A 21325-nucleotide genomic window follows, 5' to 3' on the forward strand; every position below is an offset into this window, starting at 1 on the left:
CTACCTGTCGAGCTGCACACGACCAGCTGACCGCGAGTGGTTACCAGCCGCGGTTGCGCCATTCGGGGAGGTTGGGGCGTTCGGTGCCGAGGGTGGTGTCGGAGCCGTGGCCGGGGTAGACCCAGGTTTCGTCGGGGAGGTCGGCGAAGAGTTTGGTCTCGACGTCGTTCAGGAGTGAGGTGAAGCGCTCGGCGTCGCCCTGGGTGTTGCCGACGCCGCCGGGGAAGAGCGAGTCGCCGGTGAAGAGGTGGGGTGCGCCGTCGGGGTCGTCGTACAGGAGTGCGATCGAGCCCGGGGTGTGACCGACGAGGTGGATGACGCGGAGGCTGCACCGGCCGACGGCGATGTGGTCGCCGTCGTCGACGGGCTGGTCGGTGGGGACCGGGATGCCCTCGGCGTCGTACCGGCCGGCGACCGTGGTGGCGCCGGTGCGGGCGACGACCTCGGCGAGCGCCTCCCAGTGGTCCTGGTGGCGGTGCGTGGTGATCACCCGCGCGAGGCCGCCGTCACCGATCAGCCGCAGCAGGGTGTCCGCTTCGTTCGCGGCGTCGATCAGCACCTGCTCGTCGGTATGCCGGCAGCGCAACAGGTACGCGTTGTTGTCCATCGGCCCGACCGCGACCTTGGTGATCATCAAGTGGGCCAGCTCGTGCGTCTGCGCTGCCCCGCCGACCTTCACGTTCCCGTGGTACTCCGGCATCTCGCCTCTCCCTGATCTCGGTGACACGCCGATCCTCGCACCTCCCGACCACCGGTGCAGCCACCACCTGCGGCGATCGAATATACTTTCGAAGAGGCTTCCGGATTCGGCAGGCGGAAGTTTTTGTCGGTGGGCCTCGTTAGCATGACCGGGCATGCCAGAGATGCACCCCCAGCACCACCCGGAACCCCTCGAGAACGGCTGAGAGTGAGCTTGTGTCTGACCGTCTGATCGTGCGCGGAGCGCGTGAGCACAACCTGAAAGACGTCTCGGTCGACCTGCCGCGGGACGCCATGATCGTCTTCACCGGCCTGTCCGGGTCCGGGAAGTCCAGCCTGGCCTTCGACACGATCTTCGCCGAGGGCCAGCGGCGGTACGTCGAGTCGCTCTCGGCGTACGCACGGCAGTTCCTCGGCCAGATGGACAAGCCGGACGTCGACTTCATCGAGGGCTTGTCGCCGGCCGTCTCGATCGACCAGAAGTCCACCTCGCGGAACCCGCGGTCCACCGTCGGCACGATCACCGAGGTGTACGACTACCTCCGGCTGCTGTTCGCCCGCGCCGGGCGGCCGCACTGCCCGGAGTGCGGCGAGCCGATCGCGCGGCAGACGCCGCAGCAGATCGTCGACCGGGTGCTCGAGCTGGAGGAGGGCACCCGGTTCCAGGTGCTCGCGCCGGTCGTCCGCGGCCGCAAGGGGGAGTACCTGGATCTCTTCCGCCAGCTGACCGGTCAGGGTCTGTCCCGGGCCCGGGTCGACGGCGAGACGATCCAGCTCACCGACCCGCCGAAACTCGACAAGCAGAAGAAGCACGACATCGACGTCGTCGTCGACCGGCTGGCGGTGAAGAGCTCCGCCAAGCAGCGGCTCACCGACTCGGTCGAGACCGCGCTCGGTCTGGCCAGCGGGCTGCTCGTGCTGGACTTCGTCGACCTGCCGGAGGACGACCCGCACCGCGAGCGCCGGTTCTCCGAGAAGCTCGCCTGCCCGAACGATCACCCGCTCGCGATCGACGAGCTCGAGCCGCGGTCGTTCTCGTTCAACTCGCCGTACGGCGCCTGCCCGGTGTGCACCGGTCTCGGGACCCGGATGGAGGTCGACCCGGAGCTGCTGGTTCCGGACCCGTCCAAGTCGCTCGACGAGGGCGCGATCCAGCCGTGGGCGGGGCAGAACGTCTCGCAGTACTTCGAGCGGCTGCTGGAGGCGCTGGCGAAGGACCTGAAGTTCAAGACCAGCACGCCGTTCGGGGAGCTGCCGGCGAAGGCGAAGAAGGCGCTGCTCACCGGTCACGACAAACAGGTCCACGTCTCGTACCAGAACCGCTACGGCCGCGAGCGGTCGTACTACACGAGCTTCGAAGGCGTCATCCCGTACGTCGAGCGGCGGCACGCGGAGGCGTCGAGCGACACCGGGCGGGAGCGCTTCGAGGAGTACATGCGCGAGGTGCCGTGCCTGGCCTGCAACGGCGCGCGGCTGAAGCCGATCTCGCTGGCGGTCACGCTCGGCGGGAAGAACATCGCGGAGATCAGCGCGATGTCGATCGACGAGGTGCACGGATTCCTGTCGCAGATGGAGTTGAGCCCGCGTGAGAAGCAGATCGCCGAGCGCGTGGTCAAGGAGATCGGCGAGCGGCTGCGGTTCCTGCTCGACGTCGGTCTGGACTACCTCGCGCTGAGCCGGCCGGCGGGTTCGCTGTCCGGAGGTGAGGCGCAGCGGATCCGGCTGGCGACGCAGATCGGTTCGGGTCTGGTCGGCGTACTTTATGTGCTCGACGAGCCGTCGATCGGCCTGCACCAGCGGGACAACCGGCGGCTCATCGACACGCTGGTCCGGCTCAAGGAGCTCGGCAACACGCTGATCGTCGTCGAGCACGACGAGGACACCATCGACCACGCGGACTGGGTCGTCGACATCGGCCCGGGCGCCGGTGAGCACGGCGGCCAGGTCGTCGTGTCCGGCACGGTCGAGGACCTGCGCAACCACCCGGACTCGATCACCGGCGCCTACGTGTCGGGCCGACGGGAGATCCCGATCCCGGCGGTACGGCGGCCGCTCACCGAGGGCCGCGAGCTGACCGTGTACGGCGCGCGCCAGAACAACCTGAAGGATCTCGACGTCACCATCCCGCTCGGGGTGTTCGTCGCGGTCACCGGGGTGTCCGGCTCGGGCAAGTCGACGCTGGTGAACGACATCCTCTACACATCGCTGGCGCGGCAGATCTACGGTGCCCGCGCGGTGCCCGGACGGCACACGAAGATCTCCGGGATGGAGCTGGTCGACAAGGTCATCCACGTCGACCAGTCGCCGATCGGCCGCACGCCGCGGTCCAACCCGGCGACGTACACCGGCGTGTGGGACCACATCCGGAAGCTGTTCGCGGACACGCCTGAGGCGAAGGTCCGCGGGTACCAGCAGGGTCGCTTCTCGTTCAACGTGAAGGGCGGCCGCTGCGAGGCCTGCTCGGGTGACGGCACGCTGAAGATCGAGATGAACTTCCTGCCGGACGTGTATGTCCCGTGCGAGGTGTGCCACGGCGCCCGGTACAACCGCGAGACGCTCGAAGTGCACTACAAGAGCAAGACGGTCGCGGACGTGCTGGACATGCCGATCGAGGAGGCGGCCGAGTTCTTCGCGGCGATCCCGGCGATCTCGCGGCACCTGAAGACGCTCGTCGAGGTCGGCCTCGGGTACGTACGGCTCGGGCAGCCGGCGCCGACGCTGTCCGGCGGTGAGGCGCAGCGCGTCAAGCTGGCGTCCGAGCTGCAGCGGCGGTCGACAGGCCGCACGGTGTACGTGCTGGACGAGCCGACGACGGGCCTGCACTTCGAGGACATCCGCAAGCTGCTCGGCGTTCTCAACGGTCTGGTCGACAAGGGCAACTCGGTGCTGGTGATCGAGCACAACCTCGACGTCATCAAGACCGCCGACTGGATCATCGACCTCGGCCCCGACGGCGGACGTCGCGGCGGCACCCTGGTTGCGGAAGGTACGCCGGAGCAGGTCGCGGCCAACCCCGCGTCGTACACCGGGCAGTTCCTCGCCGAGATCCTCAGGGGTCGCGCGGCCAAGCCGAGCGCCAAGCAGGCCGCGGCGAAGTCGGTGCCGGCGAAGAAGGCGGTTGCGAAGAAGACCACCGCAACAAAGAAGACGGCCGTCGCAAAGACCACCGCCGCGAAGAACGGCGGTGCCAAGAAGAGCACGGCGGCCAAGAAGGCTGCGCCGGCGAAGAAGACGGCTGCCAGGAAGCGCGTCGCAGGCTGACCAGAGAGTCAGCGACGGAAGAGCTGCTGCCAGAGGTGCCGGACCCAGGTGCGGCGCGGTGACGGCAGCAACGCCGCCGGCAGCATGACTGCCGGCGGCTTCGCAAGCGTGACCGGCACCTGAACCATGCGGTCGCCCTGCAACCAGTACAGGTCGGGGCTGCACTGGTCCGGCGCATCGCGGTAGGTGTCGGCGACGTACTGCGCCAACCTGTCGGCGATCTGCTGTCCCGCATCGGCTGCGCAGAAGGCGACGCTGCTCAACCTCGGTACGCCGACCAGCACGCCGAGTCCGATGGAGGCCTGGGGCAACAACTTCTCGCGGTCGACGATCGCCATCGACACGAGTGGGTCGTCGTCGCGGGAGAGCACCGAGAAGCCGTCGTGCTCCACCGGCCGCAGGTCCGAGATGTGCTCGAGCGTCAACTGCACCGGCGACGGTACGTCGGGATCACCGAGCCCGAGCATGGAGCGCCGTACGACGGTCAGCCGACGGTAGTCCGCGCCGGTGCCGATGAAAACCACGACCTCGAAATGGTCGCCGAACGGGATCAACGCGTCCGCCACCGGACCAGAGGTTCGCGCCGACCAGCCGCGCTGCAGCAGCATCGCGCGCTGACGTACGGCGACGTCGCCGAACCGGTGTTCCTCCGTGGCCAGCTCGCCCTCAGCGACGACCGCGCGCAGCCAGGCCTCGATCTGCTCGGCCCAGAGCTGCTGGGGGAGCTGACGGCACCGGTCGATGATCTCGCCGAGGCCGACGACGGCCGACATCTGCAACGCGCCGCGGCCCCAGCCGACCTCGACCGTGCGTTCGGCGGTATCGACGACGCATCCCGGCATCCACATCGGCGCCAGGTCCGCGATCGCCTTCAGAACCGTCGAGTCGTTCGTCGTACCAGTCATCTCCAGGCCTCTCCCACCACTAAAGTGTGCCGGGCGATGACTGAGTCTGACTGGCAGGGGGACATGCTGCGCCGAATGTCGGGGCAGTCGGCACCACCTGAACAGACCCAAGAACCCGAGCAACCCGCGCCTCAGCCCTCACTCCCACCTGCAGATCAGCCTGCGATCCAACCCCAGGCAGACCACCAACAGCACCCCCACCAGCAACCGGACAAGCAGCAGCCGTACGTGGAGCACCCGGCGCAGGCGGCGTACCAGCGGGACCAGCCGCCCGCGGATTGGAGGCGCTCGGCGGGTGACAGTGAGGAGTCGGTGTTCGACAAGTTTCGGCGGGTTGCGGCCGAGGCGGCGTACCTGATCGGTGGATCCGGCCGCCTGCAGCATGAGGTTGACCTGATCGCCACCTGTCGCCGCCCGATCGCGATCGCCCGCCGGGTCGGGGTGACGAGCCCGGTGCTGAACGGCGGTACGTCGACGGTGACGGCGCTGCTGTCCACGACGCTGGCGGCCCAGCGGGCGGACCGGGTGGTTGCGGTCGACGTCGATCCGGGCGGTGCCGAGCTGTCGCGACGGCTCGAGCTGACCCGTGGCTCGGGCGCGATGGAGGGTGCGAGTCTGGTCCGCAGCGACCCCACCGTTCCGGCGCTGCGGTCGACGCTCGCCGCCGCGCAGAGTCAGGGTGCGCGGGACGTCGGTCTCGCCGTCGTGGACTGCCCGGGCAGCATGTTCGACGAGATCGCCACCGAGATGGCGAACACCGGACACTGCACGGTCCTCGTCGTACCGTCGGCGCCGGACATCGCGGCGTACTGCCTGCAGCAGCTCGATCAGCTGGCGCCTGCCGGACAGGACGTGCTGCTCAACCGCGGCGTCGTCGTGATCACGGTGGTCGACAGTTCCACTCTCGACACAGCCCGTTGGCTGGTCGACGCGTTCCGGCAGCGCGGACTGGATCCCGTTGTGGTGCCGTACGACCCGCACATCGCCGGCGCCTGGCCGCTGCACTCGAGCGAACTGGAGACCGAGACGCGGCGCGCCGTCCTGGAACTCGCGGCGCGTGTCGTCGGGATCGTGACGCGGACTGCCAGCTGATTCACAGCAAACCTTCAAACTGCGGTTCAATCCCACCGGCGTTGAACCGTTCGGCCGATCCGCCCGTTTGACTCGGTATATAGCGTTCAACTACTTCGATCAGCAGGCTCCTGGAGGTCCGGATTCATGAGCGATGACACGATGGCACCAGCCACCACACCGCCGCAGGCCGATGGACTGGCCAAGGCGGCCGACGGTCTGCGCGACCGGCGGACGGTGCTCCGTTGCGCGGCGATGGTCGCGCTCGCGGGTGCCAGCGCGCCGATCCTCGCGGCCTGCGGTGGCAGTGACGACGCCTCGGGCGGCGGTACGACGCCGTCCGCGAGCGGCTCGAACTCGGCGCCGAGCGCCAGCGGCAGCGCCTCGTCGAGCGCCCCTTCGTCGAGTGCCCCGTCATCGAGTGCGCCGGCCGGTGGCGGTGCGGTGCTCGGCCCGGTGTCCGACGTACCGGTCGGCGGCGGGAAGGTGTTCACCGACGCGAAGGTCGTGGTGACGCAGCCGACCGCGGGGCAGTACAAGGGTTTCTCCGCGGTGTGCACGCACCAGGGCAACCCGATCGGCTCGGTGGAGGGCGGCCAGATCGTCTGCCCGTTCCACAACAGCCACTTCAGTATCACCGACGGCAGCCCGGTCAGCGGGCCCGCGCAGACGGCCCTGCCGGCCGTGAACGTGAAGGTCGAGGGCGGCAACATCGTCGAGTCCGCCTGACCGATTTGCTGGGCTGACCAGTCAAATTGGTGGCTCCATCAGGCAAATGGGGGGTTCCCCACCCGGAATCAGGGTGGGGAACCCCCTATCTCATGGGTCAACCCATGAAATGGGTCAGGACTGGTCGGCTGCCCCGACGAACAGGAGCTTGTTCGGCGAGCCTGTGCCCGGGTCGCCGACCTTGTCGGCGGTCGAGGTGTCGACCAATGCCTTGGCGACGTCGGCCGGCGTGGCGTCCGGGTGGTCGGCCAGGTACAGCGCGACCCCGCCGGCGACGTGCGGCGTGGCCATCGACGTACCGCTCATCTTCGCGGTGGCGTCCGGCCCGGTGATGCCGACCGAGGTGATGTCGACGCCCGGTGCGAACAGGTCCACGCACTTGCCGAAGTTCGAGAACTCCGCGCGCTTGTCCTGGTCGTCGGTGGCGCCGACGGTGATCGCCGAAGGCTCCCGTGCCGGCGAGCCCTGGCAGGCGTCCGCGCTTTCGTTGCCGGCAGCAACGGCGTACGTGACACCGGAGTCGACCGAGGCCTTGACCGCCGCGTCGAGGGCGTCGTCGGCGCCGCCGCCGAGGCTCATGTTCGCGACCGCCGGCTTCTTGGCGTTCTTGGTCACCCAGTCGATCCCGGCCACAACAGACTCGGTCGAGCCGGAGCCCTTGCAGTCGAGCACCCGGACGCCGACGACCTTCGCACCCTTGGCCAGGCCGTACGTCGTGCCCGCGATGGTGCCGGCCACGTGGCTGCCGTGGCCCATGCAGTCGACGCCGTTCTGGCCGTCGCCGACCGTGTCGGTGCCGACCGACGCGCGGTCGCCGAAGTCCTTGTGGGCGGCGTAGATCCCGGTGTCGATCACGTAGACGTTCACGTTCTCGGCGGTGGTCGACGCCTCGTACTTCTTGTCCAGCGGCAGGTCGCGCTGGTCGGCGCGGTCCAGGCCCCACGGCGGGTCGTCCTGGCTGACCGTGATCTTCTGGTTCTGCTGGACGAACGCGACCCGTTTGTCACCGGCCAGCTTCTTCGCCTGGTCCTCGGTCATGCCGGCGGAGAAGCCCTTGATCGACGAGTCGAACTGCTTGTTGATCTTGACGTCGTAGCTCGAGGCCAGGCTCTGGGTCGCGGCCCGGGTCTGTGCCCGCGAGTTCTGGCCGGCCAGTACGACGATGTAGCTGCCGGGGATCGCGTTCGAGCTGCCGGCGCCGCGGATCGTCGCGGGAGCGGTTTGCGACGCGTCACTACCGGCCGCGGTGACGGCGATCCCGGTGACGGCGAGCGCGGATGCAGCTGCAGCACCCAAAAGACGGCGCTGCAGGGCGCGTGATATCCGAAGGGGTGGGAACATGGGCGGAACTCCCTCGAGTCAGCGCAAGGCCTTGTTGCCTCACGCAAAGGACCTGCGCATCTACCCTGGTCCACACGCTAGGGAGCGCGCCCATCCCAGCCGGGGGTCAACTCAGCCTTATGACTCAACCCGCAATACGACCGCAATCTTCAGCTGGTTTGCCGCATCTGGTGATTGGAATACTTGCGCGCCGCGAACTCGTACGCCTCCACGATCAACGGGAGCAGTTGGTCCAGACCGGTCGGGTCGACGATCGCGACCCAGTGCTGAGCGGCATAGAACGGATGTGGCATCAACACGTCACGGGCGGCGTAGTCGTGGCCCGAGTCGAGCACCCAGTCGGCGTCGCGCTCGGTCGGCACCGGTCCGAACAAGGACGTGTACGTCGTCTTGGTGAGGCCGAGGTTGAGACGCCAGGAGCCGGGCTCGTCGAGCCGGGACACCTTCTCGTAGTGGTCACCGGTGACGATGGTGGCGAACGGTTGCTGCCGCTCCGCGGGCAGGTCGGCGGCCGGGTCGTACAGGTAGAACAGGTCGTCCTGGGCCTCGAGCACCCGGACGCCGTCGTACGCGCGAATCAGTCGGTCCAGTTCTTCAACTCTCATACCTTCAAGTCTGTCATTGAACCTGCGTTAGAAACTTTCCCGCGATTCCGGATTTGTCGGCAGGCCGAACTAGGGTGGTTGGGTGGCTGATCCGTCCTCGTACCGTCCTGCTCCGGGATCGATCCCCGACTCGCCCGGTGTCTACCGTTTCAGCGACTCCGGCGGCCGGGTGATCTACGTCGGCAAGGCGAAGAACCTGCGCGCGCGGCTGTCGTCGTACTTCCAGGACCTGGTGAACCTGCACCCGCGCACGCAGGCGATGGTGACGACGGCCGCGAAGGTCGAGTGGACGGTGGTCTCGACGGAGGTCGAGTCGCTGCAGCTGGAGTACTCCTGGATCAAGGAGTACGACCCGCGCTTCAACGTGAAGTACCGCGACGACAAGTCGTACCCGTGGCTCGCGATCACCCTCAACGAGGAGTATCCGCGGGTGATGGTCGGTCGCGGCCAGAAGAAGAAGGGCGTGCGGTACTTCGGTCCGTACAGCCACGCGTGGGCGATCCGGGAGACCGTCGACCTGCTGCTCCGGGTGTTCCCGATGCGCTCCTGCAGCAAGGGCGTGTTCAACCGGCACCGCCAGATCGGCCGGCCCTGTCTGCTCGGGTACATCGGCAAGTGCGCCGCGCCCTGCACGGGGCAGGTGACCCAGGAGGAGCACCGGCAGATCGTCGACGACTTCGCCGCGTTCCTCTCCGGCCAGACCGCGACGTACGTGCGCCGGCTGCAGAAGGAGATGCAGGCCGCGGCCGCCGAGCTCGAGTACGAGCGGGCCGCGAAGATCCGCGACGACCTGGCCGCCCTGGAGAAGGCACTGGCCAAGAACGCGGTGGTCCTCGGCGACGGCACCGACACGGACGTGATCGCGCTCAGCGAGGACCCGCTCGAGGTCGCGGTCCAGATCTTCTACGTCCGCGGCGGCCGGATCCGCGGTGAACGAGGCTTCATCGCCGACAAGGCCGACGGTACGGCGTCCACCGCCGACCTGGTGTCCCGGTTCATCCAGCAGACGTACGCCGGGGACTCGGCCGACGCGATCCCGCGGGAGATCCTGGTCCCGACGATGCCCGAGGACGCGGCCGCACTGACCGAGTGGCTCGAGGCGACACGTGGCGCGCGGGTGGACATCCGGGTCCCGCAGCGCGGCGACAAGAAGGCGCTGATGGAGACCGTCGAGCGGAACGCGCTGCAGACGCTGACGATGCACAAGACCAAGCGGGCCAGCGACCTGACCACGCGCAACCAGGCGCTCGAGGAGATCCAGGCCGCGCTCGACCTGCCCGAGGCGCCGCTGCGGCTGGAGTGCTACGACGTCTCGAACCTGCAGGGCACCGAGGTGGTCGCCTCGATGGTCGTGTTCGAGGACGGACTGCCGCGCAAGAGCGAGTACCGGCGGTTCGTGATCAAGGGCGTCGACGGGCAGAACGACGTCGCCTCGATCGCCGAGGTGCTGACCCGGCGGTTCAAGCGGCTGCTCGACGAGCGCGCGACGATGACCGGTGACGAGGATCCGAGCGGCACGCTGATCGACCCGGAGACCGGGCGGGCGAAGAAGTTCTCGTACGCACCCGGCCTCGTGGTCGTCGACGGTGGTCCTCCGCAGGTCGCGGCGGCCCGGCAGGCGATGGACGAGCTCGGCCTCGGCGACATCCCGGTCTGTGGCCTGGCGAAGCGCCTGGAGGAGGTGTGGCTGCCGGACGAGGAAGACCCGGTGATCTTCTCGCGGACGTCGGAAGGCCTCTACCTGCTGCAGCGGCTCCGGGACGAGGCGCACCGGTTCGCGATCACGCACCACCGCAACCGGCGGTCGAAGTCGATGGTCGAGAGCGTCCTCGACGAGGTGCCGGGGCTTGGTGAGGTCCGGCGCAAGACGCTGCTGCGGCACTTCGGGTCGCTGAAGAAGTTGCGGCTGGCCACGATCGACGAGGTGGCGGATCTGCCCGGTTTCGGGCGCCGTACGGCGGAGTCCGTCGTACTCGCGGTTAACGCTGCCGCAACGAAGGCGGAAACCGGCCGGGCTCCGTCGGTGAACACGGCCACAGGCGAGATACTGGGGGACGACGTCCCGGCGCCGGCCGAGACGCCTGACGGGGATCCAGGGAGAACTGAGAACTGATGGACGATACAGGCGGCAACCTCATCATCGTGTCCGGTATGTCGGGCGCGGGACGGAGCTCCGTCGCCGACGTACTGGAGGACCTCGGCTGGTTCGTGGTGGACAACCTGCCGCCGATGTTCCTGACCACGCTCGTCGAGCAGGTCGTCGGGACCGGCGCGGCACCGCGGCTCGCGGTCGTCGTCGACGTCCGGACCGGCCTGTTCTTCGAGGAACTGAGCTCTGCGATCCACGACCTGCGGCTGAAGGGGTACCGGCCGCTGACGTTGTTCCTGGAGGCGTCCGACGACGTCATCGTGCGGCGGCAGGAGAGCGTGCGCCGGCCGCACCCGCTGCAGGGCGAGGGCAGGCTACTCGACGGCATCCAGCGCGAGCGCGAGCTGCTCGGCGACATCCGGGCCGGCGCCGATCTGGTGATCGACACCTCGAGCTTGAACATCCACCAGCTCGCCGCGAAGATCGTGAACGCGTTCGGCGACGAGGAGAACGCGGAGCTGCGAGCGACCGTGGTGTCGTTCGGGTTCAAGTACGGCATCCCGGTGGACGCCGACGTGGTCGCCGACATGCGCTTCATCCCGAACCCGTACTGGCAGCCCGACCTGCGCCCGATGACCGGGCAGGACAAGCCTGTGTCAGACTTCGTGCTCGGCCATCCGCTGGCCCAGCAGTTCCTGCAGAACTACGTGGACGTGCTGGACACCCTGCGGACCGGCTACCTGAACGAGGGCAAGCGCTTCGTCACTGTCGCGATCGGCTGCACCGGGGGTAAGCACCGCAGCGTTGCGATGGCGGAGGAGATCGCCCGCAGGCTGCGCGAGAAGGGGTCACCGACGTTAGTGGTACACCGGGATCTGGGGCGGGAGTGAGCCGGGCGCCCAGGGTCGTCGCACTGGGTGGGGGACATGGCCTGGCCGCATCCCTTTCCGCGCTTCGTCATGTCACCGATCAACTGACCGCCGTCGTCACGGTCGCCGACAACGGAGGCTCGTCCGGGCGGCTGCGTCGAGAGCTCGGCGTACTGCCACCAGGTGATCTGCGGATGGCGCTGGCCGCGCTCTGCCGTGACGACGAGTGGGGCCGGACGTGGGCCGACGTACTGCAGCATCGCTTCCGCAGCAACGGTGAGCTGCACGACCACGCCGTCGGCAATCTGCTGATCGTCGCGTTGTGGGAGCTGCTCGGCGAGGCGGTCGACGGACTCGACTGGGTCGGCCGGCTGCTCGGCGCGGAGGGCCGGGTGCTGCCGATGTCCGCCGTACCGCTGGACATCACTGCGCGGGTGCTCGGGCTGGATCCCGAGCATCCGGAGCTGATCACGGAGATCCGCGGTCAGGCCGAGGTGGCGTCGACCGAGGGCCACGTCGTCGACGTCGCGCTGGATCCGGCCGACCCGCCGGCTTGTCCCGAGGCCCTGGTGGCGATCGCGGAAGCGGACTGGGTCGTGGTCGGGCCGGGATCCTGGTTCACCTCCGTCATCCCGAACCTGCTGGTGCCCGCATTGTGCCGCGGTCTCGAGCAGACGAGCGCCCGCCGGCTCCTGACATTGAACCTGGGGGAGCAGAAGGGGGAGACCGACGGGTTCTCGCCCGAGACGCATCTGGAGGTGCTGGCCGGCCACGCGCCGGATCTCCGGATCGACGTCGTACTCGCCGACGCCGGTCACGTGCCCGACCCCGAGTCGCTCCGCCGTACGGCGGAATCCCTCGGGGCCGAGCTGGTGATCGCCGACATCGCCGACGAGGACCGCGAGCTCCACCACGCACCGGACAAACTCGCCAAGGTCTACCGGGAGATCTTCTTAAGGCCCTAGTCGAAGTCGGCGTCCACGTCCTTCTTGGCGGTGTACACCTGCTTGCCCTGGGCGTCGTACCCGCGAACTCGGACGTTCTTGATGTCCGAGTTCCCGCCGGTGAGGCCCCAGATGTAGTAGCCGTTCGAGATCAGCGCGCGGGTCGGGCCCTGCTTCGGCAGGTCGACGACGAGCTGCGCGACGCCGTCCGGCACCATCCCGAAGCTGAAGTCGTCGGCGAACTTCCCGTTCGCCTGTACGGCGCTCCGCGTGTAGTCGTACGCGCCCTTGGCCGTCGGCGCCAGCATGTGGCACCACGCGTACACCTTCTTGTCCGGCGAGATCAGTACGGCGGTGAGCTTGTTGCCGGTGCCCGTCTTGAGCGCGACCTGCCACTCCTTCGTGACCGGGCCGGCGGCCTTGATCCGCGGATCCTGAGCTCCACTGCTGCCACTGAAGTAGATGTCGTCCACTTCACGGCACCGCGTGGTGACCTGCTCGTCGGTCAGTGGACTGACCGGCGGCGCGGGAGCGAGAGCCTTCCCGGTCAACGGGTCTTTTGTCCGTACGACGTTCGGGGTGATCGGCTCGGCGGTCTTGACCGTGACGCTGTCCGGGACAGACGGCCTCGTGGTCGGGAGCGGCGGTCGTGTGTACTCGAAGACCTTGCGGCCTTGCTCGTCGTACCCGCGGACCTGCCGCACCCGCCCGCTGGTCGAGGCGTCGAATCCCAGCGAGTAGAAACCGTTCTCGCCGAGAAGTGCCTGCCGCGGCTCGGTCTCGCCGTCGAGGTTGACCAGGACCTCGGGGACACCGTCCGGAACCCGGTTCGCCACCCCGCCCGGAGACTTGATCGACGCGTCCGCCTTTGTGCTCACCCGGCCGTAGGACTGCGCCTGCCCGACGCTCATCAGCGTGCAGGTGCTGACGATGGACCGGTCCGGCGACAGGAAAATCGCCTGTACTCGGTTGCCGGTGCCGGCCTTCGCGACGACCTTCCAGCGGGCGTCGAGCGGCTGAAGTTTGTCGAGGGGGTTGGCACCGTGCTCGCGCAAGAAGTCGACGTACTCCTTGTCGGCCTGCTTGCACTGGTCGCGCAGGTTGGCATCGCTGAGCTGGCTGACCGGCGGAGGCGCCTGGACCTGCGCGCCGGTCTCGTCCTTGATGACCCGACCGGTCGTCGGATCCAGCGTGAGCCTCGGGCCGTCCGCTGGACCGGTGGTCTCGCTGCGGTTCGCGGACCACGTGGCGACACCGGCGATGATGACGCCCGTGGTGAGGACCGCCGTCGAGACCGTTGCGATCCGGGTCTTCCGCACGGAGCGCCGGGCCCGGACGAGCAGATCGTCGACGTCGGTGGTCAGTGGCTGGTCGGAGTCGTCGGCGGCAGCGGCCAGCAAGCGTTCGATGTCCGTGGTCATGAGGCGCTCCTTTCGGTCTGGTCGAGAAGTTCGCGGAGGCGGGTGAGGCCGCGGGACGTCTGGCTCTTCACGCCGCCCACGCCGATGCCGAGGATGTCGGCGGTCTGTTCGAGGCTGAGGTCGGTGTAGTGCCGCAGTACGACGCACGCACGTTGGCTCGGCGGCAGCGCGCCGAGCGCCTGTACGACGAGCATCCGGTCGTCGACGGCGCCGACCGGATCGGGCTGCGGCCCTGTGTTCTCGTCGGCGTCGACGAGCCGCTCCCGCCGCCACGGTTTCCTGGACTGGTCGAACACGGCCGTGACCAGGCATTGGTGCGCGTACCCGTTCAGCCCTTGGGTGCGGTCGATCCGGTGCCAGCGGCGGTACACCTTCACCAGCGCGTCCTGCGCCGCGTCCTCCGCCCGGTGCCAGTCGCCACACATCAGGTACGCCGTTCTGCGCAGCCGCCGGATCGTGGTCGCGGCGAACTCGGTGAACTCGGCGTCGTCCGGTCCCTTCATGCCCCTCCTCTCAGAACTTCGCCGGAGTAACGCACTCAGCGCGCGGAAAGGTTGCAATGCGCGTAACCGGGGCAGCTTCCGCCCGTTGGGTCTTTGACACGGGTGGGAGGATGGCCTTCATGGCGATGACAGCACAGGTGAAGTCCGAGTTGACCAGTATTCAGGTGACGAAACCGTGTTGCCGCAAGGCTGAGGTCTCGTCGATCCTGCGGTTCGCCGGCGGGCTGCACCTGGTGTCCGGACGCATCGTCGTCGAGGCCGAACTGGACAGCGGCGCCGCTGCCCGGCGGCTGCGCAAGGACATCGCGGAAATCTTCGGTCACCCGTCGGACGTGGTCGTGATCTCGCCCTCGGGCATCCGGAAGCAGACCAAGTACGTCGTTCGCGTCGTCCGGGACGGTGACGCGCTCGCGCGGCAGACCGGCCTGGTGGACAACCGTGGGCGTCCGGTCCGCGGGCTCCCGCCCGCGGTCGTTTCCGGTGCGTCCTGTGACGCTGTGGCGGCCTGGCGCGGTGCGTTCCTCGCGCACGGTTCGCTGACCGAGCCGGGCCGGTCGTCCTCACTCGAGGTGACCTGCCCCGGGCCGGAGGCGGCGCTCGCACTGGTCGGTGCGGCGCGGCGGCTCGGGATCGGTTCGAAGGCGCGCGAGGTGCGGAACGTGGACCGCGTGGTGATCCGCGACGGTGACGCGATCGGCGCTCTGCTCACGCGCCTCGGTGCACATGAGTCCGTGCTGGCGTGGGAAGAGCGGCGGATGCGTCGCGAGGTCCGCGCGACCGCGAACCGGCTGGCCAACTTCGACGACGCGAACCTGCGTCGCTCCGCACGAGCCGCGGTGGCCGCGGGCGCGCGCGTCGAGCGGGCGCTGGAGATTCTCGGCGACGACGTACCGGATCACCTACAGGTCGCGGGCAAGCTGCGGCTGGAGCACAAGCAGGCCAGCCTCGAAGAGCTTGGCCAGCTGCACGAGCCGGCCCTCACCAAGGATGCCGTCGCCGGCCGGATCCGCCGGCTGCTCGCGATGGCCGACAAGCGCGCCAGCGACCTCGGCGTCCCGAACACCGAAGCAAACCTCACCCCGGAGATGCTCGACCCGGCCTGACCGGATCGTTAGCGGCAGCAGATGGATGAACGGCCAAGCCGGACAGACCGCTGACGGCGCGAAGGAGAGGGCGGCCGGATCACGGGCCGCGAAACCCGCGCTCGGTCTCGACTGATCGAGCGCTGATCTCCGTCCGTCCCACCCCCGGATGACTGCGGGGGCGGGGCGGCGCGGCCGAAGGTTTTCCCGGGATTTCCGGGGTTTTCGAACCTGACCGGTTCCTTTTGGCGGGTGGCTCGCCGAGGGTGTGCGTGCCCATTCGCGCACATCCTTTCCCGGATCGCGCGCGTCTCCCGCCCAAGGAGTAACGCATGAAGCGCATTCATCGCGCCGGTCTGGCCGCGACCGCGATCGCCGGTCTGGCCGTCGTCACCATCACCGTCAACGTGCAGGCCGCCCAACCCGGTGGCTCCGCCGTGTCCCCGGTGGCCGCTGCCCGCGCCAACGCCGCACAGCTCGGCATCGGCGACGGCAGCGACCTGGTCGTCCGTGACGTCGTCGTGGACGGCGATGGCAGCAGCCACGTCCGGTTCGACCGCACGTACCAAGGTCTGCCGGTCGTCGGCGGCGACGTCGTCGTACACCAGGACAAGGCCGGCAAGACCCGGTCGGCGACCGGTGGGGTCGGCAAGCTCGCCCTGTCCGTGAAGCCTGCTGTCTCTGCCGCGTCCGCAGCCGCTGCCACCAAGCAGAAGTCCGCCAAGCAGCAGCTCGTCGTCTTCGTCACGAACGCCGGCCAGTCCAAGCTCGCGTACAAGGTCGTCAGCGAGGGCCGCCAGGCCAACGGCGAGCCGACCGGCACCGAGACGTACGTCGACGCCCAGAACGGCAAGGTCCTGGACAGCTGGACCACGGTGAACGACGACCTCGGCAGCGGCACCGGCCTGTACGTCGGCACTGTCGGCCTGGACACCACGAAGTCCGGCACCAGCTGGACGATGGTCGACCCGGTCCGCGGCGGCAACGCGACGTACAACGCCGGCACGCTGTTCTCCGACGCCGACAACGTCTGGGGGACCGGCAGCAACTCGAACGCGCAGACGGCCGGCGTCGACGCCCACTACGGCATCGCCAAGACGTGGGACTACTACAAGAACGTGCACGGCCGCAACGGCATCGCGAACGACGGCAAGGGCGCGAAGTCCTACGTCCACGACGGCGCGTACGTGAACGCCTCCTGGAGTGACTCCTGCTTCTGCATGAAGTACGGGGACGGCGACCCGAGCCAGGGGATCGGCCCGCTCGTCGAGCTGGACATCGCCGGGCACGAGATGAGCCACGGCGTCACCAGCCGCACCGCAGGCCTGCGCTACAGCGGCGAGTCCGGCGGCCTGAACGAGTCCACGTCGGACATCTTCGGCACGGCCGTCGAGTGGTACGCCGCCAACAGCCAGGACACCCCGGACTACGTGCTCGGTGAGGAGATCTTCACCGACTACAACCCGGCCACGAACTACATCCGGCGGCTCGACAAGCCGTCGCTGGACGGCGCCTCCGCCGACTCGTGGTCGAAGAGCGTCGGCCGGCTCAACGTGCACTACTCGTCCGGTGTCGGCAACCACTTCTTCTACCTGCTGTCCGAGGGCAGCGGCGCGAAGACGATCAACGGCATCGCGTACAACAGCCCGGCCGCCAACGGCGTCACGGTCACCGGGATCGGCCTCAGCAAGGCCGAGAAGATCTGGTACCGCGCGCTGACGACGTACATGACGTCCCGGACCGACTACCACGGCGCCCGGACCGCGACGCTGAACGCCGCGACGGACCTGTACGGCGCGAGCAGCGCCGAGCGGGCCGCGGTGGACAAGGCGTGGGTGGGGTTGAACGTTCTGCCGTAGTTGAGTGAACAGCAGTGCGAACGGCGGTTTCCGGAGAGACATTCCGGAAATCGCCGTTCGTCGTACCAGCCAGTGGTCTGGTCTGAAGCCGTGAAAAATAACCGGTGGTCTCATCTGGACGCTACCAGTTGATCGAGTGGGCTGTTGGGCTAGTGTTCGGGCTGTAGCGGCAGTGCCAAAGCTAGTTCTGAGGAGACGCAGACCCGTGACCGTACGCGTAGGTATCAACGGCTTCGGCCGCATCGGCCGTAACTTCTTCCGCGCCGTGCAGGCGTCCGGTGCCGACATCGAGGTCGTCGCCGTCAACGACCTGACCGACAACCAGACCCTCGCCCACCTGCTGAAGTACGACTCGATCCTGGGCCGGTTCCCGGGTGAGGTCTCCGCCACCGAGGACGACATCACCGTCGGCGGCAAGAGCTTCAAGGCGTTCGCCGAGCGCGACCCGGCCAACCTGAAGTGGTCGGACGTCGGCGCCGACGTGGTGATCGAGTCCACCGGCTTCTTCACCGACGCCACCAAGGCCAAGACGCACGCCGACAACGGCGCCAAGAAGGTCATCATCTCCGCCCCGGCGAAGAACGAGGACCTGACCGTGGTGATGGGCGTGAACCACGACCTGTACGACGCCGAGAAGCACACCGTGATCTCGAACGCGTCCTGCACCACGAACTGCATCGCCCCGCTGGCCAAGGTTCTGAACGACGCGTTCACGATCGAGAAGGGTCTGATGACCACGATCCACGCGTACACCCAGGACCAGAACCTGCAGGACGGCCCGCACAAGGACCTGCGCCGCGCCCGCGCCGCCGCGCTGAACATCGTCCCGACCTCCACCGGCGCCGCGAAGGCGATCGGCCTGGTGCTGCCGGAGCTCAAGGGCAAGCTGGACGGCTACGCGCTGCGCGTCCCGGTCCCGACCGGCTCGGCGACCGACCTCACCGTCACCGTCGGCCGCGAGGTCACCGTGGACGAGGTCAAGGAGGCCTACAAGGTCGCCGCGGCGGAGGGTTCGCTGAAGGGCTACCTGACCTACACCGAGGACGAGATCGTCTCGACCGACATCGTCACCGACCCGGCGTCCTGCATCTTCGACGCGGGCCTGACCAAGGTGATCGGCAACCAGGTGAAGGTCGTCGGCTGGTACGACAACGAGTGGGGCTACTCGAACCGCCTCGTCGACCTGGTGAACCACGTCGGCGCGTCGCTCTGACATTCCCACAAGCTTTGCGTCCGAAGGCAGCCCTGGTGCTTCTTCGGGCGCAAAGCTCGTTCTCACGAGGAAGCTGAACTGTGAAGACCATCGAAGACCTCGGCGACCTGGCCGGGCAGCGGGTGCTGGTCCGGTCCGACCTGAACGTGCCGATCAAGGACGAGGTGATCGGCGACGACGGCCGGATCCGCGCGTCGCTGCCGACTCTGGTGAAGCTGGCGAAGGCGGGCGCGAAGGTGATCGTGACCGCGCACCTCGGCCGTCCCAAGGGCGAGCCGAACCCGAAGTACACGCTGGCCCCGGTGGCCAAGCGGCTCGGTGAGCTGCTGCAGCCCGAGGGCATCACGGTGCGGTTCGCCTCCGACGTCACCGGCGACGCGGCGCAGACCGCCGTACAGGATCTCGACGAGGGCGAGGTCCTGCTGCTGGAGAACGTGCGCTACGACCCGCGCGAGGAGAGCAAGGACGAGGCCGAGCGGGGCGCGCTGGCCGATGAGCTCGCGGCGCTGGCCGACGTGTTCGTCAGCGACGGCTTCGGTGTCGTGCACCGCAAGCAGGCCAGTGTGTACGACGTCGCGCGCAAGCTCCCGCACGCCGCGGGTGGCCTGGTGCTCGCCGAGGTCGACGTACTGAAGAAGCTCACCGAGGACCCGGCCCGGCCGTACGTCGTCGTGCTCGGCGGCGCCAAGGTGTCGGACAAGCTCGCGGTGATCGACAACCTGATCGCCAAGGCCGACAAGCTGCTGATCGGCGGCGGCATGGTCTTCACGTTCCTCAAGGCGCAGGGCCACGAGGTCGGCAAGAGCCTGCTCGAGGACGACCAGCTGGACGTCGTCCGCGGCTACCTGAAGGATGCCGGCGACAAGATCGTGCTGCCGACCGACATCGTGGTCGCGCCCGAGTTCAAGGCCGACTCGCCGGCCACCGTGGTGGCCGCGGACGCGATCCCGGCCGACCAGCTCGGTCTGGACATCGGCCCGGAGTCCGGCAAGGCCTTCGCCGCCGAGGTCGCCGCGGCGAAGACGGTCTTCTGGAACGGCCCGATGGGCGTGTTCGAGATGGCGGCGTTCGCCGGCGGAACCAAGGCCGTCGCGCAGGCGTTGACCGAGGTGGACGGGCTGAGTGTCGTAGGCGGCGGTGACTCCGCGGCCGCCGTACGGCAGCTAGGCTTCGCCGACGACGCGTTCGGCCACATCTCCACCGGTGGCGGCGCGTCGCTCGAATACCTGGAGGGCAAGGAGCTCCCGGGTCTCGCGGTACTGGAAGAGGACTGAGATGGCCACCGACAACTCAGCTGCCCGTACGCCGTTGATGGCGGGCAACTGGAAGATGAACCTGAACCACGTCGAGGCCGTGCACCTGCTGCAGAAGCTGAGCTGGACGCTGCAGGACAAGAAGCACGACTTCGAGCGGGTCGAGGTGGCGGTGCTGCCGCCGTTCACCGATATCCGCAGCGTGCAGACGCTGGTCGACGGTGACCGGATGAAGATCAAGTACGGCGCGCAGGACGTGTCCACGCGCGACGCCGGCGCGTACACCGGCGAGATCTCGGCGGCGATGCTCACCAAGCTCGGCTGCACCTACGTGCTGACCGGGCACTCCGAGCGCCGGCAGTACCACAACGAGACCGACGAGATCGTCAACGCCAAGACCGCGAAGGCGCTCGAGGCCGGACTGGTCCCGATCATGTGCGTCGGCGAGGGCCTGGAGATCCGGAAGGCCGACGGTCACGTCGAGCACTGCCTGGGTCAGATCGACGCCGGCCTGGCCGGACTGAAGCAGGACGACGTCCGCAAGGTCGTCATCGCCTACGAGCCGGTCTGGGCGATCGGCACCGGAGAGGTGGCCACGCCGGAGGACGCGCAGGAGGTGATCGCCGCGATCCGGGGCCGGATCGAGGAGACGATCTCACCCTCGGTCGCCGACTCGGTACGGATTCTTTACGGTGGGTCGGTGAAGATGGCCAGTGCAAGTGGCATCATGGCCCAACCGGATGTCGACGGCTGCCTGGTCGGAGGTGCGAGCCTTCAGGTGGACGAGTTCGCCGGCATCTGCCGTTACCTGGACCTTCAGTTAGGCTACTCCTCGTGATTCTCGCTTTCTCGATCGTCGTGATCGTCTGCAGCCTGTTCCTGACGCTGCTGGTGCTGCTGCACAAAGGCCGCGGTGGCGGCCTCTCGGACCTGTTCGGTGGCGGTGTGTCGTCCAGCCTCGGCGGCTCGTCGGTCGCCGAGCGGAACCTGGACCGGATCACGATCGGCGTCGGTCTGATCTGGTTCGCCGCCATCGTCGCGCTCGGCCTGCTCTACAAGCTCGGCTGAGGGGAGTAGGTTCGCGTGGCTGGTGGTGGCAGTGCGATTCGTGGCAGCCGGGTCGGTGCCGGGCCGATGGGCGAGGCGGAGCGCGGCGACACCGCGCCCCGGCAGCGCATCGTGTTCTTCTGTGCGAACCGGCACGAGACCGCAACCTGGTTCGCGGTCGAGGCCTCCATCCCGGAGGAGTGGGACTGTCCACGGTGCGGTCTGCCGACCAGCACCGATGTGAACAACCCGCCCCCGCCGCCGAAGATCGAGCCCTACAAGACCCACCTGGCCTATGTGAAGGAGCGCCGCTCCGAGCAGGAGGCGCAGGAGATCCTCGACGAAGCCCTCGAGAAGCTTCGCGCCCGCCGCGCCCGCGGCGAGGTCATCTTCTAGCAAGTACGTCTGAGCCCGGACCGACCTGGTCCGGGCTC

Annotated in this window: 19 protein-coding genes; 13 read left to right on the top strand and 6 right to left on the bottom strand. The window is 68.3% G+C overall.

Annotation, left to right across the window (positions count from 1 at the left end):
• Positions 1 to 40 precede the first annotated feature (40 nt).
• Positions 41 to 700 (bottom strand): MBL fold metallo-hydrolase, encoded by a 660-nt coding sequence (locus EV137_RS01195; protein WP_134004798.1) that lies wholly within the window; start codon positions 698 to 700, stop codon positions 41 to 43.
• 215 nt (positions 701 to 915) lie between these two features.
• On the opposite strand from EV137_RS01195, the gene uvrA reads away from it, so the two are divergent.
• Positions 916 to 3960 carry an excinuclease ABC subunit UvrA gene (gene uvrA / locus EV137_RS01200; protein ID WP_134004796.1) on the top strand — a complete coding sequence of 1015 codons (3045 nt, stop codon included), beginning with the start codon at positions 916 to 918 and terminating at the stop codon, positions 3958 to 3960.
• A gap of 8 nt (positions 3961 to 3968) precedes the next feature.
• On the opposite strand, the gene EV137_RS01205 is transcribed toward uvrA, so the two are convergent.
• Positions 3969 to 4865: a hypothetical protein gene (locus EV137_RS01205; RefSeq protein ID WP_134125886.1), complete on the bottom strand. Its 897-nt coding sequence runs from the start codon at positions 4863 to 4865 to the stop codon at positions 3969 to 3971.
• A gap of 228 nt (positions 4866 to 5093) precedes the next feature.
• Here EV137_RS01205 and EV137_RS01210 point away from each other — a divergent pair, with 228 nt between their 5' ends.
• Positions 5094 to 5957, top strand: coding sequence for a MinD/ParA family ATP-binding protein (locus tag EV137_RS01210; RefSeq protein WP_134125887.1), 864 nt, complete (start codon positions 5094 to 5096; stop codon positions 5955 to 5957).
• A gap of 126 nt (positions 5958 to 6083) precedes the next feature.
• Positions 6084 to 6665: a Rieske (2Fe-2S) protein gene (locus tag EV137_RS01215; RefSeq protein WP_134004790.1), complete on the top strand. Its 582-nt coding sequence runs from the start codon at positions 6084 to 6086 to the stop codon at positions 6663 to 6665.
• Positions 6666 to 6779: 114 nt separating this feature from the next.
• Here the strand turns inward: EV137_RS01215 and EV137_RS01220 are convergent, their stop codons facing one another.
• Positions 6780 to 8006: a S8 family peptidase gene (locus EV137_RS01220; RefSeq protein ID WP_134125888.1), complete on the bottom strand. Its 1227-nt coding sequence runs from the start codon at positions 8004 to 8006 to the stop codon at positions 6780 to 6782.
• A 149-nt stretch (positions 8007 to 8155) separates the two neighbouring features.
• A complete protein-coding gene (locus tag EV137_RS01225) occupies positions 8156 to 8611 on the bottom strand; it encodes a DUF6194 family protein (protein WP_134125890.1) in 456 nt (151 codons plus the stop codon).
• An 82-nt stretch (positions 8612 to 8693) separates the two neighbouring features.
• Between EV137_RS01225 and uvrC the strand changes: the two genes are divergently transcribed.
• From uvrC to EV137_RS01240, 3 genes are read left to right on the top strand one after another with little or no spacing between them, the layout of a single operon-like run.
• Positions 8694 to 10724: an excinuclease ABC subunit UvrC gene (uvrC, locus tag EV137_RS01230; protein ID WP_134125892.1), complete on the top strand. Its 2031-nt coding sequence runs from the start codon at positions 8694 to 8696 to the stop codon at positions 10722 to 10724.
• Positions 10724 to 11590, top strand: a complete 867-nt coding sequence (gene rapZ / locus EV137_RS01235) for an RNase adapter RapZ (RefSeq protein ID WP_130385510.1) — start codon at positions 10724 to 10726, stop codon at positions 11588 to 11590. The genes uvrC and rapZ overlap by 1 nt, the downstream gene beginning before the upstream one ends.
• Positions 11587 to 12534 (top strand): gluconeogenesis factor YvcK family protein, encoded by a 948-nt coding sequence (locus EV137_RS01240; RefSeq protein WP_134004782.1) that lies wholly within the window; start codon positions 11587 to 11589, stop codon positions 12532 to 12534. Before rapZ ends, EV137_RS01240 begins: the two co-directional genes overlap by 4 nt.
• On the opposite strand, the gene EV137_RS01245 is transcribed toward EV137_RS01240, so the two are convergent.
• Positions 12531 to 13934 carry a hypothetical protein gene (locus EV137_RS01245; RefSeq protein ID WP_134125894.1) on the bottom strand — a complete coding sequence of 468 codons (1404 nt, stop codon included), beginning with the start codon at positions 13932 to 13934 and terminating at the stop codon, positions 12531 to 12533. The genes EV137_RS01240 and EV137_RS01245 overlap by 4 nt on opposite strands.
• Positions 13931 to 14437 carry a SigE family RNA polymerase sigma factor gene (locus EV137_RS01250; protein WP_134004778.1) on the bottom strand — a complete coding sequence of 169 codons (507 nt, stop codon included), beginning with the start codon at positions 14435 to 14437 and terminating at the stop codon, positions 13931 to 13933. Before EV137_RS01250 ends, EV137_RS01245 begins: the two co-directional genes overlap by 4 nt.
• A 119-nt stretch (positions 14438 to 14556) precedes the next feature.
• On the opposite strand from EV137_RS01250, the gene whiA reads away from it, so the two are divergent.
• From whiA to EV137_RS01285, 7 genes are all read left to right on the top strand, one after another.
• Entirely contained in the window at positions 14557 to 15540 is a 984-nt protein-coding gene (whiA, locus tag EV137_RS01255) for a DNA-binding protein WhiA (RefSeq protein WP_130448357.1), read from the top strand.
• A 311-nt stretch (positions 15541 to 15851) separates the two neighbouring features.
• Positions 15852 to 17378 (top strand): M4 family metallopeptidase, encoded by a 1527-nt coding sequence (locus EV137_RS01260; RefSeq protein WP_134125896.1) that lies wholly within the window; start codon positions 15852 to 15854, stop codon positions 17376 to 17378.
• 205 nt (positions 17379 to 17583) lie between these two features.
• Positions 17584 to 18591: a type I glyceraldehyde-3-phosphate dehydrogenase gene (gene gap / locus EV137_RS01265; protein ID WP_134004774.1), complete on the top strand. Its 1008-nt coding sequence runs from the start codon at positions 17584 to 17586 to the stop codon at positions 18589 to 18591.
• Positions 18592 to 18671: 80 nt separating this feature from the next.
• Positions 18672 to 19865 (top strand): phosphoglycerate kinase, encoded by a 1194-nt coding sequence (locus EV137_RS01270; RefSeq protein ID WP_134125898.1) that lies wholly within the window; start codon positions 18672 to 18674, stop codon positions 19863 to 19865.
• Position 19866: 1 nt separating this feature from the next.
• Positions 19867 to 20682: a triose-phosphate isomerase gene (gene tpiA, locus EV137_RS01275; RefSeq protein WP_134125900.1), complete on the top strand. Its 816-nt coding sequence runs from the start codon at positions 19867 to 19869 to the stop codon at positions 20680 to 20682.
• Positions 20679 to 20912 (top strand): preprotein translocase subunit SecG, encoded by a 234-nt coding sequence (gene secG / locus EV137_RS01280; protein ID WP_130385521.1) that lies wholly within the window; start codon positions 20679 to 20681, stop codon positions 20910 to 20912. Before tpiA ends, secG begins: the two co-directional genes overlap by 4 nt.
• 15 nt (positions 20913 to 20927) lie before the next feature.
• A complete protein-coding gene (locus EV137_RS01285) occupies positions 20928 to 21287 on the top strand; it encodes an RNA polymerase-binding protein RbpA (RefSeq protein WP_134125902.1) in 360 nt (119 codons plus the stop codon).
• Positions 21288 to 21325: the final 38 nt, after the last annotated feature.

This window comes from Kribbella pratensis, from assembly GCF_004366075.1.
In the GTDB taxonomy this organism is placed as follows: domain Bacteria; phylum Actinomycetota; class Actinomycetes; order Propionibacteriales; family Kribbellaceae; genus Kribbella; species Kribbella pratensis.

Bases quoted from the DNA above. Each gene is read 5' to 3' on its own strand.
- rapZ (WP_130385510.1), top strand. From the start codon at position 10,724: ATGGACGATACAGGCGGCAACCTCATCATCGTGTCCGGTATGTCGGGC.
- EV137_RS01220 (WP_134125888.1), bottom strand. From the start codon at position 8,006: ATGTTCCCACCCCTTCGGATATCACGCGCCCTGCAGCGCCGTCTTTTG.
- EV137_RS01250 (WP_134004778.1), bottom strand. From the start codon at position 14,437: ATGAAGGGACCGGACGACGCCGAGTTCACCGAGTTCGCCGCGACCACG.
- whiA (WP_130448357.1), top strand. From the start codon at position 14,557: ATGGCGATGACAGCACAGGTGAAGTCCGAGTTGACCAGTATTCAGGTG.
- EV137_RS01195 (WP_134004798.1), bottom strand. From the start codon at position 700: ATGCCGGAGTACCACGGGAACGTGAAGGTCGGCGGGGCAGCGCAGACG.
- EV137_RS01205 (WP_134125886.1), bottom strand. From the start codon at position 4,865: ATGACTGGTACGACGAACGACTCGACGGTTCTGAAGGCGATCGCGGAC.
- tpiA (WP_134125900.1), top strand. From the start codon at position 19,867: ATGGCCACCGACAACTCAGCTGCCCGTACGCCGTTGATGGCGGGCAAC.
- EV137_RS01215 (WP_134004790.1), top strand. From the start codon at position 6,084: ATGAGCGATGACACGATGGCACCAGCCACCACACCGCCGCAGGCCGAT.
- EV137_RS01260 (WP_134125896.1), top strand. From the start codon at position 15,852: ATGAAGCGCATTCATCGCGCCGGTCTGGCCGCGACCGCGATCGCCGGT.
- EV137_RS01245 (WP_134125894.1), bottom strand. From the start codon at position 13,934: ATGACCACGGACATCGAACGCTTGCTGGCCGCTGCCGCCGACGACTCC.
- EV137_RS01225 (WP_134125890.1), bottom strand. From the start codon at position 8,611: ATGAGAGTTGAAGAACTGGACCGACTGATTCGCGCGTACGACGGCGTC.